The organism is Billgrantia desiderata, from assembly GCF_900108215.1.
Classification (GTDB): Bacteria; Pseudomonadota; Gammaproteobacteria; order Pseudomonadales; family Halomonadaceae; genus Halomonas; species Halomonas desiderata.
Map to the genome: position 1 here is coordinate 69,182 of NZ_FNVC01000012.1, position 22,270 is coordinate 91,451.

A 22,270-nucleotide genomic window follows, 5' to 3' on the forward strand; every position below is an offset into this window, starting at 1 on the left:
GACGCTTCGGGGAGAGGCCGATCATGACAACACACCGCCAATCGAGACATCCGGGTTTCGAGCTCGACGAGGCACCGCTGGCGCCTGGCGAGGTCGCCATCGTCGGCGCCGGGCCCGGCGACCCGGGCCTGCTGACCCTGCGTGCGCTGTCGCTGCTGCAGCAGGCCGACTGCCTGGTGTTCGACCGGCTGGTGTCCCAGGAGGTGCTGGCGCTGGCTCCACCCGCGGCGGAGCGCTATTACGTGGGCAAGGCCTCGAGCCACCATTCGCTGCCCCAGGAGGAGACCAACGCCCTGCTGGTCGAGCTGGCCCGTGCGGGCAAGCGGGTGTTGCGGCTCAAGGGCGGCGACCCCTACATCTTCGGCCGCGGCGGCGAGGAGGCCGAGTACCTGATCGAGTGCGGTATCGGCTTTCGCGTGGTGCCGGGCATCACATCGGCCTCGGGCTGCTCCAGCTATGCGGGTTTCCCGCTCACTCACCGCGACCATGCCCAGAGCGTGACCTTCGTCACCGGCCACGCCAAGGCCGACGGCGAGCTGGCGCTGGACTGGGCCGCGCTGGCGGTACCTCATCACACCGCGGTGTTCTACATGGGTCTGGCCAATGCCGCGCTGATCAGCCGCGAACTGCAGCGTCACGGCCTGCCGGCGGAGCACCCGGTGGCCTTGGTGGAACGCGGCACCACCGCCGAGCAGCGCAACGTCTTCGCCACCCTGGGCGATCTGGTGGAGGTGATCGAACGCGAGGCGCTGCGGCCCCCCACGCTGATCGTGGTGGGCGAGGTGGTGCGTCTGGCCGACTCGCTGGCCCCCGGTATGACGCGCCTGACCCGCAGCAATGTCGATATCGAGCCCGCTTTGACCCTGGGGAGGGTGGCGCTGTGAAAACCACCAAACTGCTGCTCGGCGCGCTGTGCGGCCTGGTCGTTCCTGCCATGCCGGTGCTGGCCGACGAGCCCGACGCCAACGTGCTCTACAACCACCACTGCGCCATCTGCCACGGCGTGAGCCGGCTGGGTGGCATCGGCCCGGCGCTGCTGCCCGACAACCTCTCGCGGCTCAAGCGCGCCGAGGCCGTCGAGGTGATCCGCGACGGCCGTGCCGCGACCCAGATGCCCGGCTACGGTGAGCTGCTCGGCGAGGCCGAGATCGCCGCCCTGGCCGAGTGGATCTACGAGCCGCCCGAGGTCGAGCCGAGCTGGAGCGATGCGGACATCCTGGCCAGCCACGTGGTCAGCCACGCCTATGGCACGCTGCCCGACGAACCGGTGTTCGAGGTCGAGGATCTCAAGAACCTGTTCATCGTGGTGGAGATCGGCGATCACCACGTCAGTCTGCTCGACGGCGACAGGTTCGAGCGCATCACCCGCTTCCCCAGTCGTTATGCGCTGCACGGCGGGCCCAAGTACACCCCCGACGGCCGCTACGTGTTCTTCGGCTCCCGCGACGGCTGGGTGACCAAGTACGACATCTACAACCTCGAGGTCACCGCCGAGGTGCGCGCCGGCATCAACATGCGCAACATCGCGGTATCGGCCGACGGCAACTACGTGCTGGCCGGTAACTATCTGCCGCATACCCTGGTGCTGCTGGATGCGCGCAACCTCGAGCTGATCGCTTCCATTCCGGTGGAGGGGCTCAACGGCGAGACCTCGCGGGTCAGCGCCGTCTATACCGCGCCGCCGCGCAACAGCTTCGTCGCCGCCCTGCGCGACATCCCCGAGGTGTGGGAGATCCGCTGGCCCGAGGAGCGGGCCGAAGGGGACGAGGCACTGGTCGGCGACTTCGCCCTGCACCGCATGGAAGCGCCGGACTACCTCGACGACTTCTTCTTCGACATGGAGTACCGCTACCTGGTCGGCGCCGCCCGCGGCGGCAAGGGCGGCCAGGTGTTCGACATGGACGAGGAGGTCAAGGTCGCCGACCTGCCGCTGGAGGGCATGCCGCACCTGGGCGCAGGCATCACCTGGGAACTCGATGGGCGCCGGGTGATGGCGATGCCGCACATCGACAAGGGGCAGGTCTCGGTGTTCGACATGACCGACTGGTCGCTGATCACCCATATCGAGACCGACGGTCCCGGCTTCTTCATGCGCAGCCACGAGAACTCGCCCTACGCCTGGGTGGACGTCTTCTTCGGTCCCAACCACGACCGCATCCACGTGATCGACAAGCAGAGCCTGGAGATTGTCGAGACGCTGATTCCCGAACCGGGCAAGACCGCCGCCCACGTCGAGTTCGACCGCCGCGGCGAGACCCTGCTGCTGAGTGTGTGGGACGACGACGGCTACCTGCTGTGGCTCGACGCCAACACCCTGGAGGAGCTGGGGCGCATGCCGATGAAGCGGCCATCGGGCAAGTATAACGTGTGGAATAAGACCCAGTACGAAGAAGGCACCAGCCATTAGTAATCATTGGCTGCGCGGGCGATTAAAAAGAAGCATTCTTGATACTCGTCATAAAGCAACCCGACGCGAATCGCCATAATGGATTCATCCAAGCATTCAAGTCGGGTATGCCGCCATGAACACTGCTTCCCCTGCTCCCAACCAGCCGCGCCTGCCTCTGGCGCGGCTGGCTTTTCGTCCCTTCTTCCTGCTGGCGTCGCTGTTCAGCGTGCTGGCCATGGTGGTGTGGTTCGCCTTCTGGCACGGCGACATCCTGCTGCGCCCCCATGGCGGGCTGATGTGGTGGCACCAGCACGAGATGATCTTCGGCTTCGGCGCCGCCGTGGTGGTGGGTTTCCTGCTCACCGCGGTGCAGAACTGGACCGGCCGGCCGAGCCTTAGCGGTGCACCGCTGCTGGGCCTGGTGGCGCTGTGGCTGGCGGCGAGGATCACCCTGGCGTTTCCCATGGGGTTGCCGGTGTGGCTGTTGATCGCCCTCGACGTGGCCTTTCTGCCGCTGGCGGCGCTGGTCATGGGGCGTCTGGTGGTGGCGGCCAGGTTGTGGCGCAATCTGATGTTCGTGCCGGTACTGCTGCTATTGGCTACGGCCAATCTGGCCATGCACCTGGGGGTGGCCCAGGGCAAGTTCGCGCTGATTCGCGAAGGCGGCTATCTCGGCGTGCTGTTGATCGCGGTGCTGATGGTACTGCTGGGCGGCCGGGTGATTCCCTTCTTCACCTCGCGCAAGCTGGGGCGGCCGCAGCCGGCGGCGATTCCGGCGCTGGAGAGGCTGACCCTGGGCTCGCTGCTGGCGATCGTGCTGCTGCAACTCGCGGTGCTGCTCGGTGCCGCCGTGCCGCCTGCGCTGCTGGCCAGCGTGATGCTGGTGGCGGCAGCAGCCAGTCTGGTGCGTCTGGTGCGCTGGGAGGGCCACCTGACCCTGCGTGAGCCGCTGCTGTGGGGTCTGCACCTGAGCTATGCCTTCGTGCCGGTCGGTCTGACGATGTGGGCCATGGCACTGCTGGGCGTCTTCCGCGTCGAGCTGGCCCTGCATGCCCTGGCCATCGGCGGCATCGGCGCCATGATGCTGGCAATGATGGCCCGCGTGTCGCTGGGCCACACCGGGCGCGAGATCCGCACCCTGCCCGGTATCGGCGTGGGCCTGGCGCTGATCTTCGCCGGTGCCCTGCTGCGCTCGCCGATACTCGCCATGTTCCCGCAGATCACCCACTGGACCTACAACCTGAGCATCATCTTCTGGTGTATCGCCTACCTCATCTTCCTGTTTCACTATACGCTGCCACTATTGAGCGCCCGGGCAGACGGCCAGGCGGGCTAGGCGGCCCGAGGCGGACGGGCAACAGCTAGGGACGGAGCCAGTCGATGATCGAGTACTACTCGCTGATCAAGCATCTGCACATGACTACCGCAGTGCTCAGCATCACCTTCTTCATCGTGCGCGCCTGGTGGTCGGTGCGCGAGGTTTCCCTGCTGCAGCGGCGCTGGGTGAGGATACTGCCCCACGTCAACGACACCCTGCTGCTGCTGCTGGGGATCACGCTGATGACCATGCTCTCGATGTGGCCACACCAGCATTCGTGGCTGGCCGCCAAGCTGCTGGGGCTGCTCGGCTACATCCTGCTCGGCACCGTGGCGATCAAGCGCGGGCGTACGCCGATGACGCGGGGGCTGGCAGCGCTGGCCGCGATCGTGGTGTTCGTTTACATCATGGGCACGGCCATGACCAAGGACCCCTGGTTCTTCCTCCCTCTCTGAGACGGGCGCTTTCCCGGACGGAGCAGGCTTCTATACTGAAGCCTGCCGAGACATTCACGACAAGACGAGGAAAACCACATGGCCAATCAAGATCTTCCTTCCGGTGCCGGCAAGGTGGCCGACGACTATCCCGAGGTGTGGCGCGCCTTCGCTTCGCTGGGCAAGGCATGTGCCGAGGCGGGGCCGCTGGACGACCGCACGCGGCGCCTGGTCAAGCTGGCACTGGCGGTGGGCGGCGGCTCGGAAGGGGCCGTACATTCGCATATGCGGCGTGCCATGGACGAAGGCATCGAGCCGGAGGCCCTGAAGCAGGTGGCCATGCTGGCGATTCCCACCCTGGGGCTGCCGGCGGGGGTGGCGGCATTGACCTGGATCGAGGACATCACCAATACCCGGCGGTAAACGCCTGACGGGCGGGCCCCAGCGGCCCGCCGTGCGACATTCCACCGCTCTCTGAAAGCCCCGTTCTCTCTCTGCCGCTGCCGTTCATCACCGCCGATTTGACGAAGGTCAATGCTGCCTCTGACTCGTGGCGTTACTCTTAAGATGCATTATAAATGCTTGTTTAAGGGGTGGGGCTCGCCGACTTCGGTCGCAGGTCCCTGAAGTGTCACCAGCGAGGGGGAAAGGCCCATGACCGAAGGCCTCACCAAGGCGGCGGCCCGTAATATCTTCTACGGCGGCTCGCTATTCTTTTTCCTGCTGTTCGCCGCACTGACGGCTCACAGCCATTTCTACATCGTCAACACCTCGACCCAGCCCATGTCGGACTCCGTGCGCCTGGGCAAGCACGTTTGGGAAGAGCACAACTGCATCAACTGCCACACCATTCTCGGCGAAGGCTCCTATTTCGCGCCTGAGATCGGCAACGTCTGGACCCGCTTCGGCGGACGCGACAACCCCGAAGGGGCCCGCATGGCGCTGACGGCATGGATGAACGCCCAGCCCACCGGTGCCCCGGGACGTCGCCAGATGCCGGCTCACGACATCAACGACGAAGAGATGCGGGCGTTGATCGATTTCCTGGAGTGGACCGATTCCATCGACACCCAGGGCTGGCCGCCGCACCCGGCGGGCTGATCCCCCTTCCAGGAACCAAGGAGTCGCACCATGAAATACGAAACGCAGAAGGTGGCCTTGCCGTTCTTCATGCTGGCAATGGCACTATTCGCTCTACAGATCGTCTTCGGACTGGCGGCGGCGGCAGCCTACGTGTGGCCGCACTTCATGTCCGAGGCGATGCCCTTCAACATCACCCGTACCAGCCATACCAACCTCTTGATCGTGTGGCTCTTGATCGGCTTCATGGGTAGCACCTACTACCTGATGCCGGAAGAGGCGGAGAACGAGATCTACAGCCCCAAGCTGGCCTACTTCCAGCTGCTGCTGTTCGCCATTGCCGGCGCCGGCGCGCTGATCAGCTACCAGTTCGGTATCCACGAGGGGCGACACTACCTCGAGCAGCCGCTGTGGTCGAAGCTGATGATCACCGTCTCGTTCCTGATGTTCCTGTTCAACACCAGCATGACCATGCTCAAGGGCCGCAAGACCGCCATCAACATGGTGCTGATGCTGGGCCTGTGGCTGGCCGCGGTGTTCTGGCTGTTCGCCTTCTACAACCCCGACAACCTGGCGCTGGACAAGCTGTGGTGGTGGTGGATCGTGCACATCTGGGTGGAAGGCGTGTGGGAGCTGATCATGGCCTCGCTGCTCGGCTACCTGCTGATCAAGATGACCGGCGTCGACCGTGAGATCATCGAGAAGTGGCTCTACGTCATCGTCGGCCTGGCGCTGTTCTCCGGCCTGCTGGGCACCGGTCACCACTACTACTGGATCGGCACCCCCGGCTACTGGCAGCCGATCGGCAGCATCTTCTCCACCCTGGAGGTGATCCCGTTCTTCGCCATGGTGGTGTTCGCCTTCTACATGTTCTGGAAGGGCAGCCGCAACCACCCCAACAAGGCCGCCATGCTGTGGACCCTGGGCTGTGCTGCCGTGGCCTTCTTCGGCGCCGGCGTGTGGGGCTTCATGCACACCCTGTCGTGGATCAACTACTACACCCACGGTACTCAGATCACCGCGGCCCACGGCCATCTGGCCTTCTACGGCGCCTACGTGATGCTGGTGATGGGTATCATCACCTACGCCATGCCGCAGCTGCGCCGCGTACAGCCCTACAACCAGGTGCTCAACATGTGGGCGTTCTGGATCATGACCTCGGCCATGTGGTTCATGACCTTCACCCTGACCTTCGCCGGTGTGGTACAGACCCACCTGCAGCGGGTGCTGGGCATGAACTTCATGCAGGTACAGGCACAGCTCGAGCTGTTCTACGTGATGCGCTTCGGCACCGGCATCTTCGTTGCCATTGCCGCCGCCATGTTCTTCTACGCGGTGTTCGGGCCGGCGCGTGAGCAGGTAGGTGCGCACGTCAAGCAGCCCTCCATCGTCGCTACCGAGTGAGCCAGGGGCGGGGCGGCATGCCGCCCCGTCCTCTTCTCTCCCGGCTCTTCTTCCCTGGAGGTTTCGCCATGCATACCGCTACCGCCACCAACGCTGCTTCCGCCTTTGCGCGGGACCTGCCCTACTACGAACCGGTCGGCAACGAGTGCGCGCTGTTCGAGCAGGCGTACCGACAGCGTCTGCCGCTGCTGCTCAAGGGGCCGACCGGCTGCGGCAAGACCCGCTTCGTCAGCCACATGGCGGCCAAGCTGGGCCGCCCCTTGTTCACCGTTTCCTGCCACGACGACCTCACTGCCGCCGACCTCACCGGGCGCTACCTGCTGCAGGGCGGCGAGACCCGCTGGGTCGACGGTCCGCTGACCCGCGCCGTGCGCGAGGGTGGCATCTGCTACCTCGACGAGGTGGTGGAAGCGCGCAAGGACGTCACCGTGGTGCTGCACCCGCTCACCGATGACCGTCGATTGCTGCCGCTGGAACGCACCGGCGAGCTGCTCGAGGCGCCGGACGATTTCATGCTGGTGGTCTCCTACAACCCCGGCTATCAGCACATTCTCAAGTCGCTCAAGCCGAGCACCCGTCAGCGCTTCGTGGCGATGTCGTTCGACTTCCCGCCGCCGCGGTTGGAGTGCGACATCGTCGCCCGCGAGAGCGGTCTTTCCCCTGAGCGCTGCGCTGCGCTGGTCAACCTGGCCGGACGCCTGCGCGAACTCAAGGGCCAGGACCTGGAAGAGGGCGTTTCGACCCGCCTGCTGGTTTACTGCGCCACTCTGATCAACGCCGGCATGCCGATTCTCGAGGCCACCCGCGCCACCCTGGTCGAGCCGCTCTCGGACGATCTGGACGTGCAGGAAGGGTTGATGGAGTCGATCCGCGCCACTTTCGGCTGAGGAAGCACTGACACATTACTGCGCTCGATATCCTGACCGCCGGCGGTGCTCGGAATCCTCATGTAGCAGGCTACACTCCGGTTCCTGCGCTCCGGCGGCGCCCAGCCTATCTTCGCTCGTGACATGTCTCAGCGCTCCCTTAATAGGAGTAGGAGAACCGCCATGCTGCAATTTCTCGAACTCGAGGAGTTCGTCGGTCGCCACTGGCACCGCTGGGCCTCCAGCGCCGCCAGCTACCAGCGCTATCCGGAAGCGGCCGTCTCCATGGAGCAGATGCGCCATGTGCTCGGTGTGTTCTTCCGTGCCAGCGGCGGCGAGGCGGGGGTGGAGGTGGCGGCCATCGTCGCGCGCAGTTCGCATCACCGCCTGTCGCTGCGTCAGCGGCTCGGCTTCGACGACGAGGCCATCGACCAGGCCCGGCGCGACGAGGAGAACCTGCTGCTGCCGCCGCAGATCGATCTGTTTCCCGATGCCGGGCTCAATCGCGATCTCTACTTCTGGCTGGTGGCCTACCTGGCCGTCGCGCGCGAGCCCGAACCGCAGCGCGACCCGCTGCGCGCCGACCTGGCGCGCCTGCGCGAGGCGGTACGCGCCCGCGACGCCGCGCTCGAACGCTTCCCCGGGCTGGCCGAGCGCTATCGCCGGCTGTGCCAGGCACTACTGCTGGTGCGCCCGGCCCGCAAGCGCCTGCCGACCATGGAGCTGGCGCTGGAACAGACCCTGCGCGTGCTGCTCGGCGAAGAGCGGGAGCTGGAAGGCTGGGCCGCGGCCCTGCACCACGCCGTGATGCGGCCCGAGCTGTCGCTCGACGGCATCGGCGCGCCGCGCGGTTATCGTCCGCCGCTGCCGGTGCCGCTGTGGGGCCAGGTGGTCACTCTGGGGACCGGAGCGGGCCGCGACGAGAGCAGGGACGACCCCGAAGAGGGCGAGACCAACAGCGCCCAGACGGTGAGCGACGGCAAGCGCAAGGCCGAGCGCAAGCGCCAGGACCAGACCGAGCGCGACGATCCGCTGATCGCCAACCGCTTCGAGAAGATGCTCTCCTGGACCGAGATGGTGAACCTCAACCGCCTGGTCGAGGACAACGAGGACGAGGAAGCCAAGCGCGCCGCCGAGCAGATGGAGGAGATCATCCTCAGCCCGCACAAGCAGCGGGCGGCGACGCGCATCAAGGTCGACCTCGACCTGCCGCCGGACGAGGCGTTGGGCGAGCGCCTGCGCGGCAAGCACACCTACCCCGAGTGGAACTACCGCAAGCAGATCTATCTGCCCGAACACTGCCTGGTGCACACCGAGCTTGCCAGCGAAGAGGGCGAGCAGTGGCAGCCCGATGCCGCTACCCAGCGGCGCATTCGCCGCGTACGCCGAGAGTTCGAGGCGCTGCGACCGCGACGCGAGACCCTGCGCGGCCAGTACGACGGCACCGAGCTCGACATGGACGCGGTGATCCGCTCGCGCTGCGACCTGGCCGCCACCGGCGAGTCCAGCGACCGCCTCTATCAGGCCACCCGTCAGCAGGCCCGCGACCTGGCGGTGTCGATCCTGGTCGACGTCTCGCTCTCCACCGACGCCTGGCTGGAGGATCGCCGGGTGCTCGACGTAGCCAAGGAGGCGCTGTTGGTGCTGGGCCACGGCCTGGCCGGCTGCGGCGACGACTACAGCATCCACTGCTTCACCTCGCATCGGCGCCAGAAGGTGTGGGTCAACACGCTCAAGACCTTCGACGAGGCCATGAACGAACGGGTGGCAAGACGCATCTCGGCGCTCAAGCCCGGCCACTACACCCGCATGGGGCCGGCGATCCGACACGTGACCAAGGAGCTCTCCGAACGGCCCAACCGGCACCGGCTGCTGCTGCTGCTCACCGACGGCAAGCCCAACGACACCGACTACTACGAGGGCCGCTACGGCATCGAGGACACCCGCCGGGCGGTGCTCGAGGCGCGCCAGCATGAGGTGCGCGTGTTTGGCGTGACCATCGACAGCGAGGCGCACCAGTACGTGTCGCACCTGTTCGGCCGCGGCAGCTATGCCATCGTCAACCGGCCGGAGCACCTGTCGCTGGCGCTGCCGGGTATCTACCGTCAAATCATAGGTAACTAGGGGGAGTGAAGATGACAGTCAACCGTCCCGCCATTGCCCTGAGCCTCGGCCTGCTGGCCGCCTTCGCCGTGATCACCCCGCTGGCCTGGGTGATCAACACCCAGGACTGGGGCATCCTGATGATGTTCGTCGCCCCCTTCGCCGTCTACGGCCTGATCCGCCTGGGCCGGCGGCTGGCGGAGTGGGCCGGCGTCGGACCGCCGCCGCCTTCTTATTGAACTTATTGAACCTGTGCCACAGCAAACGCGCCCAACTTCGGTTGGGCGCGTTTTCGTTAACCACTCTCGGGGGCGAAGGCTAGGCTAACTGGGCGACAAGATAACCGGACCCCACCAGCACCAGCGTGGCCAGCACCAGCCCGACGAAGGCACCGCGCCAGGCCGGCGAAGCGTCGGCCAGACCCAGGTACACCATCAGCACCCGGTGCACCTTGAAGAAGGTGGTGGCAAGCAGCAGGCCCGCCGACCACAACGGCAGGGCGGCCAGGCGGGCATCGCCGCCCAACTGTGCGGAGAGCATGGTAACCAGCGTCAGCCCCATCAGCACCGCCCAGGTAATCAGCAGCCGGCGGGTGGCGGCATCGCGAAAGGCGTCTTGCATGGCGCGCATGGGCTCACCTCAGCAGGTAGATGATCGGGTAGAGCAGGATCCAGATCAGATCGACCATGTGCCAGAAGGCGGCGGCGGTCTCCACGTTGTCATGGGAGATGCGCCAGGCCACCAGGGCGATCAGCCCCAGGCCGAACAGCACGTGGGCGAAGTGGAAGCCGGTCAGCAGGTAGTAGAAGGTGAAGAAGGTGTTGGTCTCGGGCGCGAGCCCCTGGCCGAGCTTGTCGGCATACTCCACGACCTTGACCACGCAGAACACCACGCCCAGGGCGAAGGCCGCTCCCAGCCACTGGCGGCAGCGGCGTCTGTCGCCACGGCCGATCGACTGCACCGCCAGGGCAGCGAACAGCCCGCTGGTCAGCAGCACCATGGTGTTGATGCCGCCGATCACCGGATCGAGCAACTGCTGGGAGGCGTCGAAGACCTCGCGCTCGCCGGCCCGCAGCCAGGCGAACAGGCCGAAAAAGGCGGCGAACACCACGATCTCGCTGAGGATCAGCACCCACATCAACGGATTGCCGGGCAGCGCCGCCAGCGGTCCCCAGCCCGGATTGGGCAGCGGCCGCGGCTGAGACAGCTCGTGACGGTTCGCCACTCAGAGCTCCGGGGCGACGGGCGTGCGCTCGAATTCGGCGCGCACCGCCGGCGTAGTGAGCTTCCAGCCGGCCCAGGCGAACAGCACCACCAGCGCGGTGGCCACCATGATCAACACCGAAAGGGCGCCGATCAGGCCCGCTACAGAATCCTCATAGCGGGCCATTTCGCCGGCCGCATCGGCCATGAAGCCGAAGGTCAGCGGGGTCAGGGCGGCGCCGCCCAGCACGCCGACGAAGCCGGCCGCCATCAGGCCGAGAAAAGCCGGCCGCGCCCAACGCCGACGCTGCAGCAGCGCCACGGAGAGCGCCAGGGTCACGGCGGCGCCCACCATCAGTAGGCCGGCCACGGTATTGCTGCGCTCGATCAGCCAGGCCACCCCACCGGTGAGCCCACCGCTGCCGGTTTCGACGCCCAGCGAGGCGACCAGCGCCTCGCCGGGCAGTAGCGGCAGGGTGAGCAGTGCCACGGTCAGCGTGGAGAACGCAATGAAGCCCCAAGCCAGGCCGGTGACGGCAGCGGAACGTGTCGGCGCCAGGCGCAGGGGCGAGGTGGCGATAGTCATCAGCGAGCTCCCCTATCAGTCTTCCAGTGACACCTTGGCGCCGCCGAACAGCAGGCTGCGCGGGTCGTCGATGGCACGGTCGTTCAGCAGGCGGTTGATCCCCACGCCGCTGCGGCCGATGGTCCAGGCCAGGCAGGCGGTGAAGAAACCGTAGCCCAGCACCCAGGAAGCCCAGGAGGGTGCGCCGATCAGGCCCAGCAGGTACCAGGCGGCCAGCACCGCCCCACCGGCCAGGGCACCCAGCCAGAAGGTACGGATCTGGAACAGCAAATGGCTTTCCACCCATTCCGCATTGCGGCGACGGCGAAGGTGGGCGAGCAGCACGCCGATGGGTGCGGTGACCACCGCCATGATGCTGCCCAGATAGAGCACGTAGACGACGGCGGCCAGAGCCCGGCCTCGCGTATCGAGCGGCGCTGCGGCCGTGTCGGCTGGCGCATTGGAGTACGAGATGATGGACATCGCTCCCTCCCGTGGGTGTGTGTCGATAGCTGAAAGAGTATTTTGAATGCCTATTATCGACACTATGCCTCGCAAGGTGCTGGCTGTCCTTGCCTTGGGTCAAAACCTCCTTTGCTAACAATGAAGGCCGTGAGAAGAAGGTTGCGACTCGCAAGAGGGCGTAGCTCAGCTTTCTCACAGAAGCCGGACGCAAAAGAAAACTGAAGTGGAGTTATAGGAGTTATTAACTCTTGCGGAGTTGCCTTTTCGGGGTTACTATAACCCCAAAAACACGGCAAGGAGCCGGGTGTGAAGAGCGCAGATCTGATAAAGGAGCTGGAAGCCGATGGCTGGACATTGGACCGGATCAAGGGAAGCCACCACCACTTTCGCCATCCACACAAGCCCGGGACCATCACCGTGCCTCACCCCAAGAAAGACCTGAAGAAGGGCTTGATACAAGGAATCAGAAAACAAGCCGGTCTCAAGTGAGTCCGGTAGCGCCTGGCCACCACACAGGAGCGACACCATGCACTATCCCATTGCGATCGAGGTTGGCGACGAGCAGCACGCTTATGGCGTAGTCGTGCCCGATCTGCCGGGCTGCTTCTCCGCTGGCGATACCTTCGACGAGGCAATCGCCAATGCGCGGGAGGCCATAGAAGGACATCTCGAAAGCCTGTCGGAGCACGGCGACCCCATTCCCACCGCTACCGCCATCCAGCAGCATCTGGAGAATTCCGACTTCGCCGGGTGGATCTGGGCCGCGGTCGAGATCGACATGACTCCCTATCTGGGCAAGAGTCACAAGATCAACGTTACCCTGCCCGATCTGCTGATCAAGCGCATCGACAGCACCGTGGCGAAGCACAGCGATTACAAGAGCCGTTCCGGTTTCCTGGCCCGGGCTGCGCTGCATGAACTCGAGCGTCACGCCCAATAAAGCCTAGCCCTGACAGCACCCCACCGACAAAAAAGCGGCGACCGAAGTCGCCGCCTTGGTGAGCCTTACAGAGCTCGATCAGCCTACCGTCATGACTTGGCCTGCGCCTGTGCCGCGGCTAGTTCCTGCTCTTCGATCATGCGGTCCACCGAGGAGACGTAGTACTCCTCGTCGAACGCGCCTTCCGGCTCCTTCAGCCAGATCAGACAGATCAGCCAGCTGAGGAAGGCGCCGCCGGCGATGATGTAGAAGAACTGGGTGGGGGTGACGAAGGTGAAGATGGTCAGGTAGACCACCGCTCCCACGTTGCCGTAGGCGCCGGCCATGCCCGAAATCTGGCCGGTGATGCGGCGCTTGATCGAGGGGATGATGCCGAAGGTGGCGCCCTCTGCCCCCTGCACGAAGAAGGAGGTGAAGATGGTGATGGCGATGGCGATGATCAGCGGCCAGTTGGAGTTGAGCAGGGCCATCAGCACGAAGCCGATACCGATGCCGAACATGTAGCTGAGCATGACGAAGCGGCGGTTGCCCATGCGGTCGGACACCAGGCCGCCCATGGGGCGCGCCACCAGGTTCACGAAGGCGAACGAGGCGGCGATCATCCCCGCCGCGGCGGCGGTCAGCCCCCAGGTCTCCTCGAAGAACATCGGCAGCATGGAAACCACCGCCAGCTCGGCGCCGAAGTTGGCGAAGTAGGTGCTGTTGAGCGCGGCCACGCTGCCGAAGGAGTACTTGTCGTCCTCCGGTACGCCCTTCTTGAGGATCGGGATGTTGACCCGCAGGATCTGCACGATCTGGTAGATCACCACGGCGGCGATCACCGCGTAGCAGATCAGTGCGCCGGTGGAGGAGAGGTAGCCCATGCCCTCGATGCGCCACACCAGGATGGCCAGACAGCCCACCAGCGGGATGGTCCACAGGATCAGCAGGATCATGTCGCGCCAGGAACTCACTTCCATGGCCAGCGCCTTGCGCGGCTTGCGGTGGGCGCGGGCGTCGGGGCCGTCGGTGATGGCGAACCAGTAGAACACCCCGTAGGCGGCCATCACGATGGCGCTCATGCCGATGGCGTAGCGCCAGCCGTCGGCACCGCCGAACATGGTCAGGGCGATGGTGGGCAGGGTCATGGCGGCCACGGCGGAGCCGAAGTTGCCCCAGCCGGCATAGAAGCCTTCGGCGAAGCCGATGTCCTTGGGCTTGAACCACAGCGCGGTCATGTGGATACCGACCACGAAGCTGGCGCCGATGGAGCTGAGCACCAGGCGCGAGATTAGCAACTGCGACATGGTATTGCCGAAGGCGAACACGAGTGCCGGAACGGCCATGGAGACCATCAGCACCGAGAACACCCGGCGCGGGCCGAAGCGGTCCAGCGCCATGCCGACGATGATACGTGCCGGGATGGTCAGCGCCACGTTGACGATGGCGAACAGGCGGATGTCGTCGCGGGTCAGCCAGTCGACGCTCTTGAGCATGCTCGATGCCAAGGGCGCCATGTTGAACCAGACGTAGAAGGTGATGAAGAACGCGATCCAGGTCAGGTGTAGGGCCCTGATCTCCGGACTGCGGAATTTGAAGATGGAAGACACTTTCATGGTCGTATCATCCTGAAGTGAAAGCGAAATTGGCCACGTATGACGGGATCGCCGTCACGGGCTGGGCAGGATCAGGAGCGGACATTCGACGCGCCGGGCGAGAAACGAGCTGACCTTGCCGAAGGTCATGTAGTCGAGTTCGTCGACGAAGTAGCTCAGCGACTGGGCGATGATGCCGCCGTCGGGTTTGCTGCTGTGGCGGGCGATGACCAGCATGTCGGGAGTGTGCTTCTTGGTGGCTTGCAGCAGCATCTTGCGGGCGTCGCCCTCGGCCAGCACCCAGTCGACCTCGAAGCCTTCCTGATGGGCGAAGTCGGCGCCCTCCTTGAGCGCGGCCTTGAGCTCCTCGTACTCCTGCTGGAACAGTTCCTCGTTGGCATCGGTGGAGTCGCCGGGATTTTCCGCCACGCCGACCAGGATCAGCGTGGGGGCGTTGCAGCGAAACAGGCTGACGGTTTGTGCCAGGGCCAGCTTGGCGTTGCGTGAGCCGTCATAAGCGATCATGACTTTCATGACATCCCTCCGAAGAAGGCAAGGGTAAGGGGTGTGCTCCGGCGTGCAGCCGGAGCACGGACGGCATTTCAGGGATTCTTGATCTCGGCGCCGGGGCGCAGGTAGAACCACCAGTTGATCAGCAGGCACACCGCGTAGAAGATCGCGAAGCCGTACATGGCGAGCTCGGGGGTGCCGGCACGGATCTGGCCACCCATCACCACCGGGGCGATGAAGGCGCCGTAGGCGGCCACGGCGGAGGTCCAGCCCAGTACCGGGCCCTTCTGCTGGGCGTTGAAGATCACGCCGATGCTGCGGAAGGTGGAGCCGTTGCCGATGCCGCTGGCGGCGAACAGGATCACGAACAGCAGCATGAACAGGGCGAAGTAGCTGTTGGGGTCGGTGGAGTTGTAGGCCAGCATCATCACGTAGCCGGTCACCGCCGAGGCCACCACCATGACCACCGAGATCACCTGGGTGACGATGGAGCCGCCCACCTTGTCGGAGACCCAGCCGCCGAAGGGGCGGATCAGGGCGCCGACGAAGGGCCCGATCCAGGCCCAGGTCAGGGCGCTGGGGCCGTTGGGGTTGACCACGCGGGTCACGCTGCCGTCGGCGGCCACTTCCATCATGTTGCCGAAGATGACGTTGATCGAGAGCGGCAGCGCGGCGGAGAAGCCGATGAACGAGCCGAAGGTCAGGATGTAGAGCACCGTCATCGACCAGGTGTGCTTGTTCGAGAAGATGGCGAACTGCTTCTGGATGTTGGGCTTGATTTCACCGGGGATCAGGCGCATCAGCCCCAGGGTCAGCAGGATGGTGACCGGCAGGGCGACCCACATGCCCAACCACTGCAGGGTGACGATACCCACCACGGTAGCGATGACGCCCACGCCGTAGAGGCCGAGGATCTTGCCGAAGGCCTGCATCGGCGTGCCCGGGTTGGGCGTGATGGGACGCAGGTTGTTCATGCCGAACCAGCCGAGGAAGGCCAGCGGCACCAGGAACACCAGCCAGATGAAGCCGGCGTTCTGGATCCAGGTCGGCGTGCCCGCCTCGATGCGGCCGATCAGCGTGCCGCTGGCGCTCTGCAGCTCCATGGAGCCGCCGGCAATGGCGCCGAAGATGCCCACGGTCATCACCAGCGGGATCAGGATCTGCATGGTGGTGACGCCGAAGTTGCCCAGGCCGGCGTTCATGCCCAGGGCGTAGCCCTGCTTCTTCTTGGGGAAGAAGGTCGAGATGTTGCTCATCGAGGCGGCGAAGTTACCGCCGCCGATGCCCGAGAGCAGCGCCAGGACCTGGAACACCCAGAACGGTGTGTCGGGGTTCATCAGCGCGGCGCCGGTGCCGAAGGCGGGGATCATCAGCAGGGCGGTGGTCAGGAATACGGTGTTGCGCCCGCCGGCGATGCGGATCATGAACGAGGCGGGAATGCGCAGGGTGGCGCCGGAGAGGCCGGCAATGGCGGTCAGCATGAAGAGCTGATCGACGGCGAAGGGGAAGCCCAGGTTCTGCATCTGGGTGGTGATCATTCCCCACATCATCCATACCGCGAAGCCCATCAGCAGGCTGGGGATGGAGATCCACAGGTTACGGGAGGCGACTCGCTTGCCCTCCTGCTCCCAGAACTGTTCGTTTTCGATATCCCAGTGCTCGATGTCGGCATTCTTCGGTCTGCCGGCGCCGAGCTTGCCGATATCGGCGCTCGATTTAGCCATGACGTTTTCCCCTTGAGTTTCCACTGATCCCGCCTTGCGACATCCGTCCTGACCGGGATCAATTCAGGTTCGGTTGAGGCAAAGATACGCCTGGGAAAAGAACGGCGAAACCGGCCGAAAATGCCGCAAAATCAGGGAAATACCTCTTGAGAGGTAGCAGGGGTATTTGGCTAAGTCATTGTTTTTGTGACGAAGGAAAAAGCACCGAGGCAAGAAAAAGGCGCCTTGTCGGCGCCTGGAAGTCTTTAGAGGTATCCACACAGAACCGGGGTATCCCCCCGGCTTTCTATCTATCGATGCCTTCTTGCACGGCCCAAACCGCCGCTTCCACTCGCGAGCGCAGATTGAGCTTCTTCAGCAGGTGTTTCACGTGCACCTTCACCGTGCCCTCGGAGATGTCGAGCTTGCGCGCAATGAGCTTGTTCGAGAGACCGCCGGCCAGCTCACGCAGGATCTCGCGTTCGCGCTGGGTGCCGCCAGTATATGCCGGCCTATCCGGGCCAAATCGGTTGAAGGCCTCTTTATGCCCCTATATATTGACCAGTCACGTAGTGTAGGGTTGTTTCGCCCACGAAACTGTGCCACCTCAGGCGAGGAGGCAATACCATCGCCCATAGGAAGCGACAACATGGCCGAGATGGAAGATCGCTGGTTATCCGTAGACGAAATAGGCAAGCACCTCGGTGTCAGCAATGACACCGTGTACCGCTGGATCGACAAGCACGCAATGCCCGCCCATCGTATGGGGCGATTTTGGAAGTTCAAAAAAGTCGAAGTGGATGAGTGGGTCAAGGGCGGTGGAGCCGCCGAGACGAGCAAGGGTGAGCGTTCCGAATGACCCGAGGCAGGTATCGCATCTCTTTCACGTCCGGCAGCCTGTATCACCGCGAATCGGTGAAGCTGGCCGAGCTGTACCTGTCGCTCCGTGACTGGGATGAGGTGCGTGCTCAAGCGCTGCATGACAACCTGCTACAGGCCAGAACGGAAAGCACGGCGAAGCGCACCTGTAGAGAGGCGATTGCACGCCTGAAGACGTTGACCGAAAGCGAACTGACTTTCCTGGCCGAGGCAAACCACCAGGACCAGGCTCACCTTCTGTGGGTTGCCGTGTGCCGCCTGTACCGCTTTATCGCGGACTTTGCGGTGGAAGTGCTACACGAACGGTTTGTCGCGATGAAGCTGGATCTCAGTTTTGAGGATTTCGATGCCTTCTATAACCGTAAATCGGAATGGCATGACGAACTGGATAATGCCAGCGCCTCAACGCGCGATAAATTGCGGCAGGTCCTGTTCAGAATGCTGCGGGAGGCAGGGTTGTTGGCTAAGGACAAAACCATAAACGCAATACTGCTAAGCCCCAGGATGGTTGAGTTGCTACGTCAGAACAATCCTGACGAGTTTTTCTATTTTCCAGTCTATGAATCCGATATAAGGGGGATGTCAGCTTGAGAAAGGACATTGCCAAAATGCCGATGCAGGAGCGACTACAGCACCTGTTTAGCGTGGTTTCCGGCCAGCGGTTCCTGAACAAACAGGGACTGGGTAATGAAGTGCCTTTCTTCATCTGCCCCTACCGGCCTGAAGAAGCGGTCGAAATGGAGCGTCTTCAGCGGCAGTTGGTTAACCGACTAGAGCAGGCGGGCATCCGGATCCTGAGTATCAATCTGTACGACCTGGCCGTCGATATTTTGAAAGAAAGAGACATCTGGGAGCAGGTGTTGGAGCTCGAGCCCACAGTCTCAAAGGATCAGCTAAAAGAACTGCTACAGGGAGTGCTGGACCCGGAAGCCCATTTGGTGCCCGCTATTGCGGCAAAGCTCCAGTCCGTTGAGTTTGACGTGCTGTTTCTCTCAGGGGTGGGGGAGGTCTTCCCCTACATACGCTCCCACAACGTGCTCAACAACTTGCAGAGCACCGCCAAAGACCAGCCAACGGTGATGTTCTTCCCGGGCTCCTATACCCACTCGCTGGAAACCGGTGCATCTCTGGATCTGTTCGGCAGGCTGCATGACGACAAGTACTACCGTGCGTTCAATATCTTTCATTACGAAGCCTGAGCGGACGATACGATTCGAGGCGTAATCATTAAGGGAAAGTACAATGACATTGAAGAATATTTTTCTAAAGCCCGTTGACCGCCCCATTGAAGGCGTTATCAAAGCCGACGATGAAGCCAGTCTTCGCCTCGAAATCGAAGAATACGTACTGACCAACGAAGTCGAGAAGCGCCTCGAAGAGTTCCTGGACGCCTATAACAACTACGAAGGGGCGAACGGGGTATGGGTCTCCGGCTTCTTCGGCTCGGGTAAGTCACACCTCCTCAAGATGCTGGCTCTTCTGCTTGAAAACCGGGAGATGGACGGTGCTACGACACTGGATCTGTTCCTTCCCAAGTGCAGCGAGAATGAAATTCTCCGGGGCGACCTGAAGCGAGCTGTCTCAATTCCGGCGAAGAGCATTCTGTTCAACATCGATCAGAAAGCCGATGTCATCAGCAAAACCCAGATTGATGCGCTTCTGGCCGTGTTCGTTAAAGTCTTCGACGAAATGTGCGGCTACTACGGCAAACAAGGGCACATTGCCCAGTTTGAGCGCGATCTGGACGGCCGTGGCCTGTACGAACAATTCAAAGCCGAGTACGAGGCCATCGCCGGTCGCCCCTGGCAGAAAGGCCGGGAGCAAGCCCTTCTGGAAGGCCCGAATATTGCCAAAGCCTACGCCGCTGTGACCGGTGGCGACCCGCAGTCGGCAGCGGGTATTCTGGACAAGTACCGCAGCGAATACCGCGTTTCAATTGAAGACTTCGCGGACAATGTGAACACCTATATCGAGAAGCAGGCAAAAGAGGGTGGCCACAAAGAGTTCCGCCTGAACTTCTTTGTGGACGAGGTCGGCCAGTACATTGCCGACAACACCAAGCTGATGACCAACCTGCAAACCATTGCCGAGAGCCTCGCCACCAAGTGTCGGGGCCGGGCCTGGATTATCGTCACCGCCCAGGAAGAAATGAAAAACGTGGTTGGCGAAATGGGCAAGCAGCAGGGCAACGATTTCTCGAAAATTCAGGCACGGTTCAATAACCGCATGAAGCTGTCCAGCGCGGACGTGGCAGAGGTCATCCAGAAGCGCCTGCTAACCAAGACCGAAGAAGGCGTCAATCAGCTGTCGGACGTCTATCACGCACAGGCGAACAACTTCAAAACCCTGTTTGACTTCGCGGATGGATCGGCCACCTACCGGAACTTCCGGGACAGGGACCACTTCATCCACAGCTACCCCTTCGTTCCCTACCAGTTCGCGCTGTTTCAATCGGCGATCCAGAACCTGTCACAGCACAACGCCTTCGAGGGTAAGCACAGCTCCGTCGGTGAGCGCTCCATGCTAGGGGTTTTCCAACAGGTGGCCATCCACATCGGCAACCATGAGGTGGGCCAGCTGGCCACCTTTGACCTGATGTTTGAAGGCATCCGCTCTGCACTGAAATCACAAATACAGCGGGCGATTATTCAGGCCGAGAACCACCTCGATAATGCCTTCGCCATCCGGCTGCTGAAGGCCCTGTTCCTGGTCAAATATGTCAAGGAATTCAAGCCCACGGTGCGCAACCTTTGCGTGCTGATGCTGGATGCCTTCGATCAGGATCTGCCGGCACTTCGCACCAAGGTCGAAGAAGCCCTGAGCCTTCTGGAGCAACAGACCTACATACAGCGCAATGGCGATCAGTACGAGTTTCTGACGGACGAAGAGAAAGACGTCGAACAGGAGATCAAGAACACAGAGGTCGAATCATCGGATGTTGCGGACGAACTGGAAAAGATCGTTTTCGACTTTGTTATAAAGCAGCGCAAGATCCGTTATGACGCCGGCTCTTCCCAGAACCAGGGGCAAGACTACTCCTATTCGCGCAAACTGGATGATCGTCTGCATGGGCGTGAATACGAGCTCTCGATCAATGTCATCAGCCCGTTCCACGAGCACACCGATAACGAGCAAATGCTCCGTACAGCCTCGACCTACAAGGCGGACGAGCTGTTCGTGCTCATGCCGTCGGACGAGCGCCTGGTGCGCGATCTGCTCATGTTCAAGCGCACCGAGAAGTATATCAAACAGAATATTTCCGTTACTCAGCAGGAAGCCGTCAAAAGGATCTTGAATGACAAGGGCTTCCAGAACCGTGAGCGCGAGGCCAGGCTCCGGCAGCAGGTTCAGACCCTAATTGGCAAGTCCAAGTTGCTCATTGGCGGCGCCGATGTGGAAGTGGCGAATGAGGACCCCCAGACCCGCATTATTCGGGGCTTCCATGAGCTTATTTCGCGGACTTACCCCAACCTCCGCATGTTGCGCGGCGTTTCCTACACGGAAAACGACATCAGTAATTGCCTTAACCGTACAGACGATGGCCTTTTCGGTAATGACGCCACGGCCCTGGCGGAATCCGAGCAGGAGGTGCTGGCATTCATCCAGAGTAACAACCGGGGCGGTGTTCGTACCACCCTCAGGAGCTTGCTGGAGAAGTTCGAACGCAAACCCTACGGCTGGTATTACGCCGCGATTCTCTGCACTCTGGCCAATCTGTGTGCCCGTGGCAAGGTGGAAGTTCGTCTCGACGGTAACATCCTGGAGGACAGCGAGCTGGAGCGCGCCCTGCGTAACACTCACGGCCACGGCAACGTGGTGCTGGAACCACAGATTGAGTTCACCGCCTCTCAGGTCCGAGCCCTCAAGTCGTTCTACGAGGACTTCTTCGACAGCCCGCCCCGCAGCAGCGAAGCCAAGGCCCTGGGTAAAGAGGCCAGTGAAGCCTTCCAGGACATGTACCACGACCTGGACCGGCGGATAGCGCAAGTCGACCAGTACCCGTTTCTCAATGCCTTGAAACCGGCTCTGGAGACGCTGAAAGACATTGCCACCAAGCCCTACACCTGGCACCTCACCGAACTGAGCAAGCAGGAAGACCAACTGCTGGACCTGAAAGAAGATGTTATCGATCCCATCCGCAAGTTCATGGGAGGCTCACAGAAAGACATCCATAACCAGGCTCGGTCCTTCCTGCAGAACCAGGAGCCCAACTTCATCTATGTGTCCGGGGACGAGATCGAGCAGATCCGCACCATCCTGAACGACCCCAACTGCTACAAAGGGAATCGCATTCAGCAGCTCAAGGGCCAACTGGATAGCCTGCAGGAGCGCATCGACGAGAAAGTGCAGCAAACCCGAGCTCAGGCAGAGACCTCCCTGAAGACCATGCAGGAACGCATGCAAAGCATGGACGAATATCAGTCCCTGCCGGAACCGCGTCAGGATGAGCTCAATAAACCGTTCCGGGATCTGGTCGATTACATTGGGCAGGAGCGCCTGATTGCCGTGATCAAGGACCGGACCCGGTACTTTGAAGAAGAGGGCTACCAGAAGCTTCTGGGCAAAATGGTGGCGCTGGCCAATCAGAAATCAGCACCGGCAGACGACTCCCAGCAGCCTCCGGGTAGTCAGGACGAGGACGAGAATAGGGGGCAGTCTCACGAGGTCAAGGAATCGCCCGCCGACTACGTTCACACCCGCAACCTCCGTGTCGCGTTCGACAAGGCCTGGTTGGCCGACGAGGGTGATGTGGACCGGTACCTGAATGCCCTGCGCGAGGCTCTACTCGTTGAAGTCCAGCAAGGCCGCAAGGTCCAGATCTAAGCGTGCCGAACCG

The 22,270-nt window shown here is 62.8% G+C and carries 23 protein-coding genes and 1 pseudogene; 16 read left to right on the plus strand and 8 right to left on the minus strand.

Features of this window, described 5'->3' with window-relative positions:
• The first annotated feature begins 23 nt into the window (after positions 1-23).
• The 10 genes from cobA to C4S71_RS12395 all read left to right on the plus strand — a co-directional run bounded on the left by cobA (position 24) and on the right by C4S71_RS12395 (position 9,833).
• On the plus strand, positions 24-884 hold the full coding sequence (cobA, locus tag C4S71_RS12350) for a uroporphyrinogen-III C-methyltransferase (RefSeq protein ID WP_086510554.1): 861 nt from the start codon (positions 24-26) through the stop codon (positions 882-884).
• Positions 881-2,407 (plus strand): nitrite reductase, encoded by a 1,527-nt coding sequence (locus C4S71_RS12355; RefSeq protein WP_103969320.1) that lies wholly within the window; start codon positions 881-883, stop codon positions 2,405-2,407. Before cobA ends, C4S71_RS12355 begins: the two co-directional genes overlap by 4 nt.
• Before the next feature lie 115 nt (positions 2,408-2,522).
• Positions 2,523-3,725, plus strand: a complete 1,203-nt coding sequence (locus C4S71_RS12360; protein WP_103969321.1) for an NnrS family protein — start codon at positions 2,523-2,525, stop codon at positions 3,723-3,725.
• Positions 3,726-3,769: 44 nt separating this feature from the next.
• Positions 3,770-4,162, plus strand: a complete 393-nt coding sequence (locus tag C4S71_RS12365) for a SirB2 family protein (RefSeq protein WP_176342883.1) — start codon at positions 3,770-3,772, stop codon at positions 4,160-4,162.
• 78 nt (positions 4,163-4,240) lie between these two features.
• Positions 4,241-4,564, plus strand: coding sequence for a carboxymuconolactone decarboxylase family protein (locus C4S71_RS12370; RefSeq protein WP_086510551.1), 324 nt, complete (start codon positions 4,241-4,243; stop codon positions 4,562-4,564).
• Positions 4,565-4,795: 231 nt separating this feature from the next.
• Positions 4,796-5,242, plus strand: coding sequence for a c-type cytochrome (locus C4S71_RS12375; RefSeq protein WP_086510550.1), 447 nt, complete (start codon positions 4,796-4,798; stop codon positions 5,240-5,242).
• 30 nt (positions 5,243-5,272) lie between these two features.
• Positions 5,273-6,625 (plus strand): cbb3-type cytochrome c oxidase subunit I, encoded by a 1,353-nt coding sequence (locus C4S71_RS12380; RefSeq protein WP_086510549.1) that lies wholly within the window; start codon positions 5,273-5,275, stop codon positions 6,623-6,625.
• Between the two features lie 68 nt (positions 6,626-6,693).
• Positions 6,694-7,512 (plus strand): CbbQ/NirQ/NorQ/GpvN family protein, encoded by an 819-nt coding sequence (locus C4S71_RS12385; RefSeq protein ID WP_103969322.1) that lies wholly within the window; start codon positions 6,694-6,696, stop codon positions 7,510-7,512.
• Between the two features lie 162 nt (positions 7,513-7,674).
• Entirely contained in the window at positions 7,675-9,615 is a 1,941-nt protein-coding gene (locus tag C4S71_RS12390) for a nitric oxide reductase activation protein NorD (RefSeq protein ID WP_103969323.1), read from the plus strand.
• An 11-nt stretch (positions 9,616-9,626) separates the two neighbouring features.
• Positions 9,627-9,833, plus strand: a complete 207-nt coding sequence (locus C4S71_RS12395) for a hypothetical protein (RefSeq protein WP_103969324.1) — start codon at positions 9,627-9,629, stop codon at positions 9,831-9,833.
• 79 nt (positions 9,834-9,912) lie between these two features.
• On the opposite strand, the gene C4S71_RS12400 is transcribed toward C4S71_RS12395, so the two are convergent.
• The 4 genes from C4S71_RS12400 to C4S71_RS12415 are packed head-to-tail and all read right to left on the minus strand — an operon-like array spanning position 9,913 to position 11,845.
• On the minus strand, positions 9,913-10,224 hold the full coding sequence (locus C4S71_RS12400; RefSeq protein ID WP_010626247.1) for a cytochrome C oxidase subunit IV family protein: 312 nt from the start codon (positions 10,222-10,224) through the stop codon (positions 9,913-9,915).
• 4 nt (positions 10,225-10,228) lie between these two features.
• Positions 10,229-10,819 (minus strand): cytochrome c oxidase subunit 3 family protein, encoded by a 591-nt coding sequence (locus C4S71_RS12405; RefSeq protein WP_103969325.1) that lies wholly within the window; start codon positions 10,817-10,819, stop codon positions 10,229-10,231.
• Complete coding sequence (locus tag C4S71_RS12410) at positions 10,820-11,383, minus strand: hypothetical protein (protein ID WP_103969326.1); 564 nt, start codon at positions 11,381-11,383, stop codon at positions 10,820-10,822. It lies immediately after the preceding gene.
• Positions 11,384-11,398: 15 nt separating this feature from the next.
• Positions 11,399-11,845, minus strand: coding sequence for a DUF4870 family protein (locus C4S71_RS12415; RefSeq protein ID WP_103969327.1), 447 nt, complete (start codon positions 11,843-11,845; stop codon positions 11,399-11,401).
• 288 nt (positions 11,846-12,133) lie between these two features.
• Between C4S71_RS12415 and C4S71_RS12420 the strand changes: the two genes are divergently transcribed.
• Positions 12,134-12,316, plus strand: a complete 183-nt coding sequence (locus C4S71_RS12420) for a type II toxin-antitoxin system HicA family toxin (RefSeq protein ID WP_086510541.1) — start codon at positions 12,134-12,136, stop codon at positions 12,314-12,316.
• Between the two features lie 37 nt (positions 12,317-12,353).
• Complete coding sequence (locus C4S71_RS12425; RefSeq protein ID WP_103969328.1) at positions 12,354-12,767, plus strand: type II toxin-antitoxin system HicB family antitoxin; 414 nt, start codon at positions 12,354-12,356, stop codon at positions 12,765-12,767.
• Positions 12,768-12,856: 89 nt separating this feature from the next.
• On the opposite strand, the gene C4S71_RS12430 is transcribed toward C4S71_RS12425, so the two are convergent.
• The 4 genes and pseudogenes from C4S71_RS12430 to C4S71_RS12445 form a co-directional block, all read right to left on the minus strand.
• Positions 12,857-14,362, minus strand: coding sequence for an MFS transporter (locus C4S71_RS12430; protein ID WP_103969329.1), 1,506 nt, complete (start codon positions 14,360-14,362; stop codon positions 12,857-12,859).
• Positions 14,363-14,416: 54 nt separating this feature from the next.
• Positions 14,417-14,875, minus strand: coding sequence for a universal stress protein (locus tag C4S71_RS12435; RefSeq protein WP_086510538.1), 459 nt, complete (start codon positions 14,873-14,875; stop codon positions 14,417-14,419).
• Positions 14,876-14,943: 68 nt separating this feature from the next.
• On the minus strand, positions 14,944-16,575 hold the full coding sequence (locus tag C4S71_RS12440) for an MFS transporter (protein WP_103969330.1): 1,632 nt from the start codon (positions 16,573-16,575) through the stop codon (positions 14,944-14,946).
• 286 nt (positions 16,576-16,861) lie between these two features.
• Positions 16,862-17,050 (minus strand): annotated as a pseudogene (locus C4S71_RS12445) (LuxR C-terminal-related transcriptional regulator); the annotation flags it as partial.
• A gap of 153 nt (positions 17,051-17,203) precedes the next feature.
• On the opposite strand from C4S71_RS12445, the gene C4S71_RS12450 reads away from it, so the two are divergent.
• Genes C4S71_RS12450 through brxC form a run of 4 tightly spaced genes read left to right on the plus strand, consistent with a single transcriptional unit; the run spans position 17,204 to position 22,257 of the window.
• Complete coding sequence (locus C4S71_RS12450) at positions 17,204-17,413, plus strand: helix-turn-helix domain-containing protein (protein ID WP_008174223.1); 210 nt, start codon at positions 17,204-17,206, stop codon at positions 17,411-17,413.
• Positions 17,410-18,024, plus strand: coding sequence for a DUF1819 family protein (locus C4S71_RS12455; protein WP_103969331.1), 615 nt, complete (start codon positions 17,410-17,412; stop codon positions 18,022-18,024). Before C4S71_RS12450 ends, C4S71_RS12455 begins: the two co-directional genes overlap by 4 nt.
• Complete coding sequence (locus C4S71_RS12460) at positions 18,021-18,632, plus strand: DUF1788 domain-containing protein (protein WP_023008353.1); 612 nt, start codon at positions 18,021-18,023, stop codon at positions 18,630-18,632. The genes C4S71_RS12455 and C4S71_RS12460 overlap by 4 nt, the downstream gene beginning before the upstream one ends.
• Before the next feature lie 43 nt (positions 18,633-18,675).
• Positions 18,676-22,257 (plus strand): BREX system P-loop protein BrxC, encoded by a 3,582-nt coding sequence (brxC, locus tag C4S71_RS12465; protein ID WP_103969332.1) that lies wholly within the window; start codon positions 18,676-18,678, stop codon positions 22,255-22,257.
• Positions 22,258-22,270 lie beyond the last annotated feature (13 nt).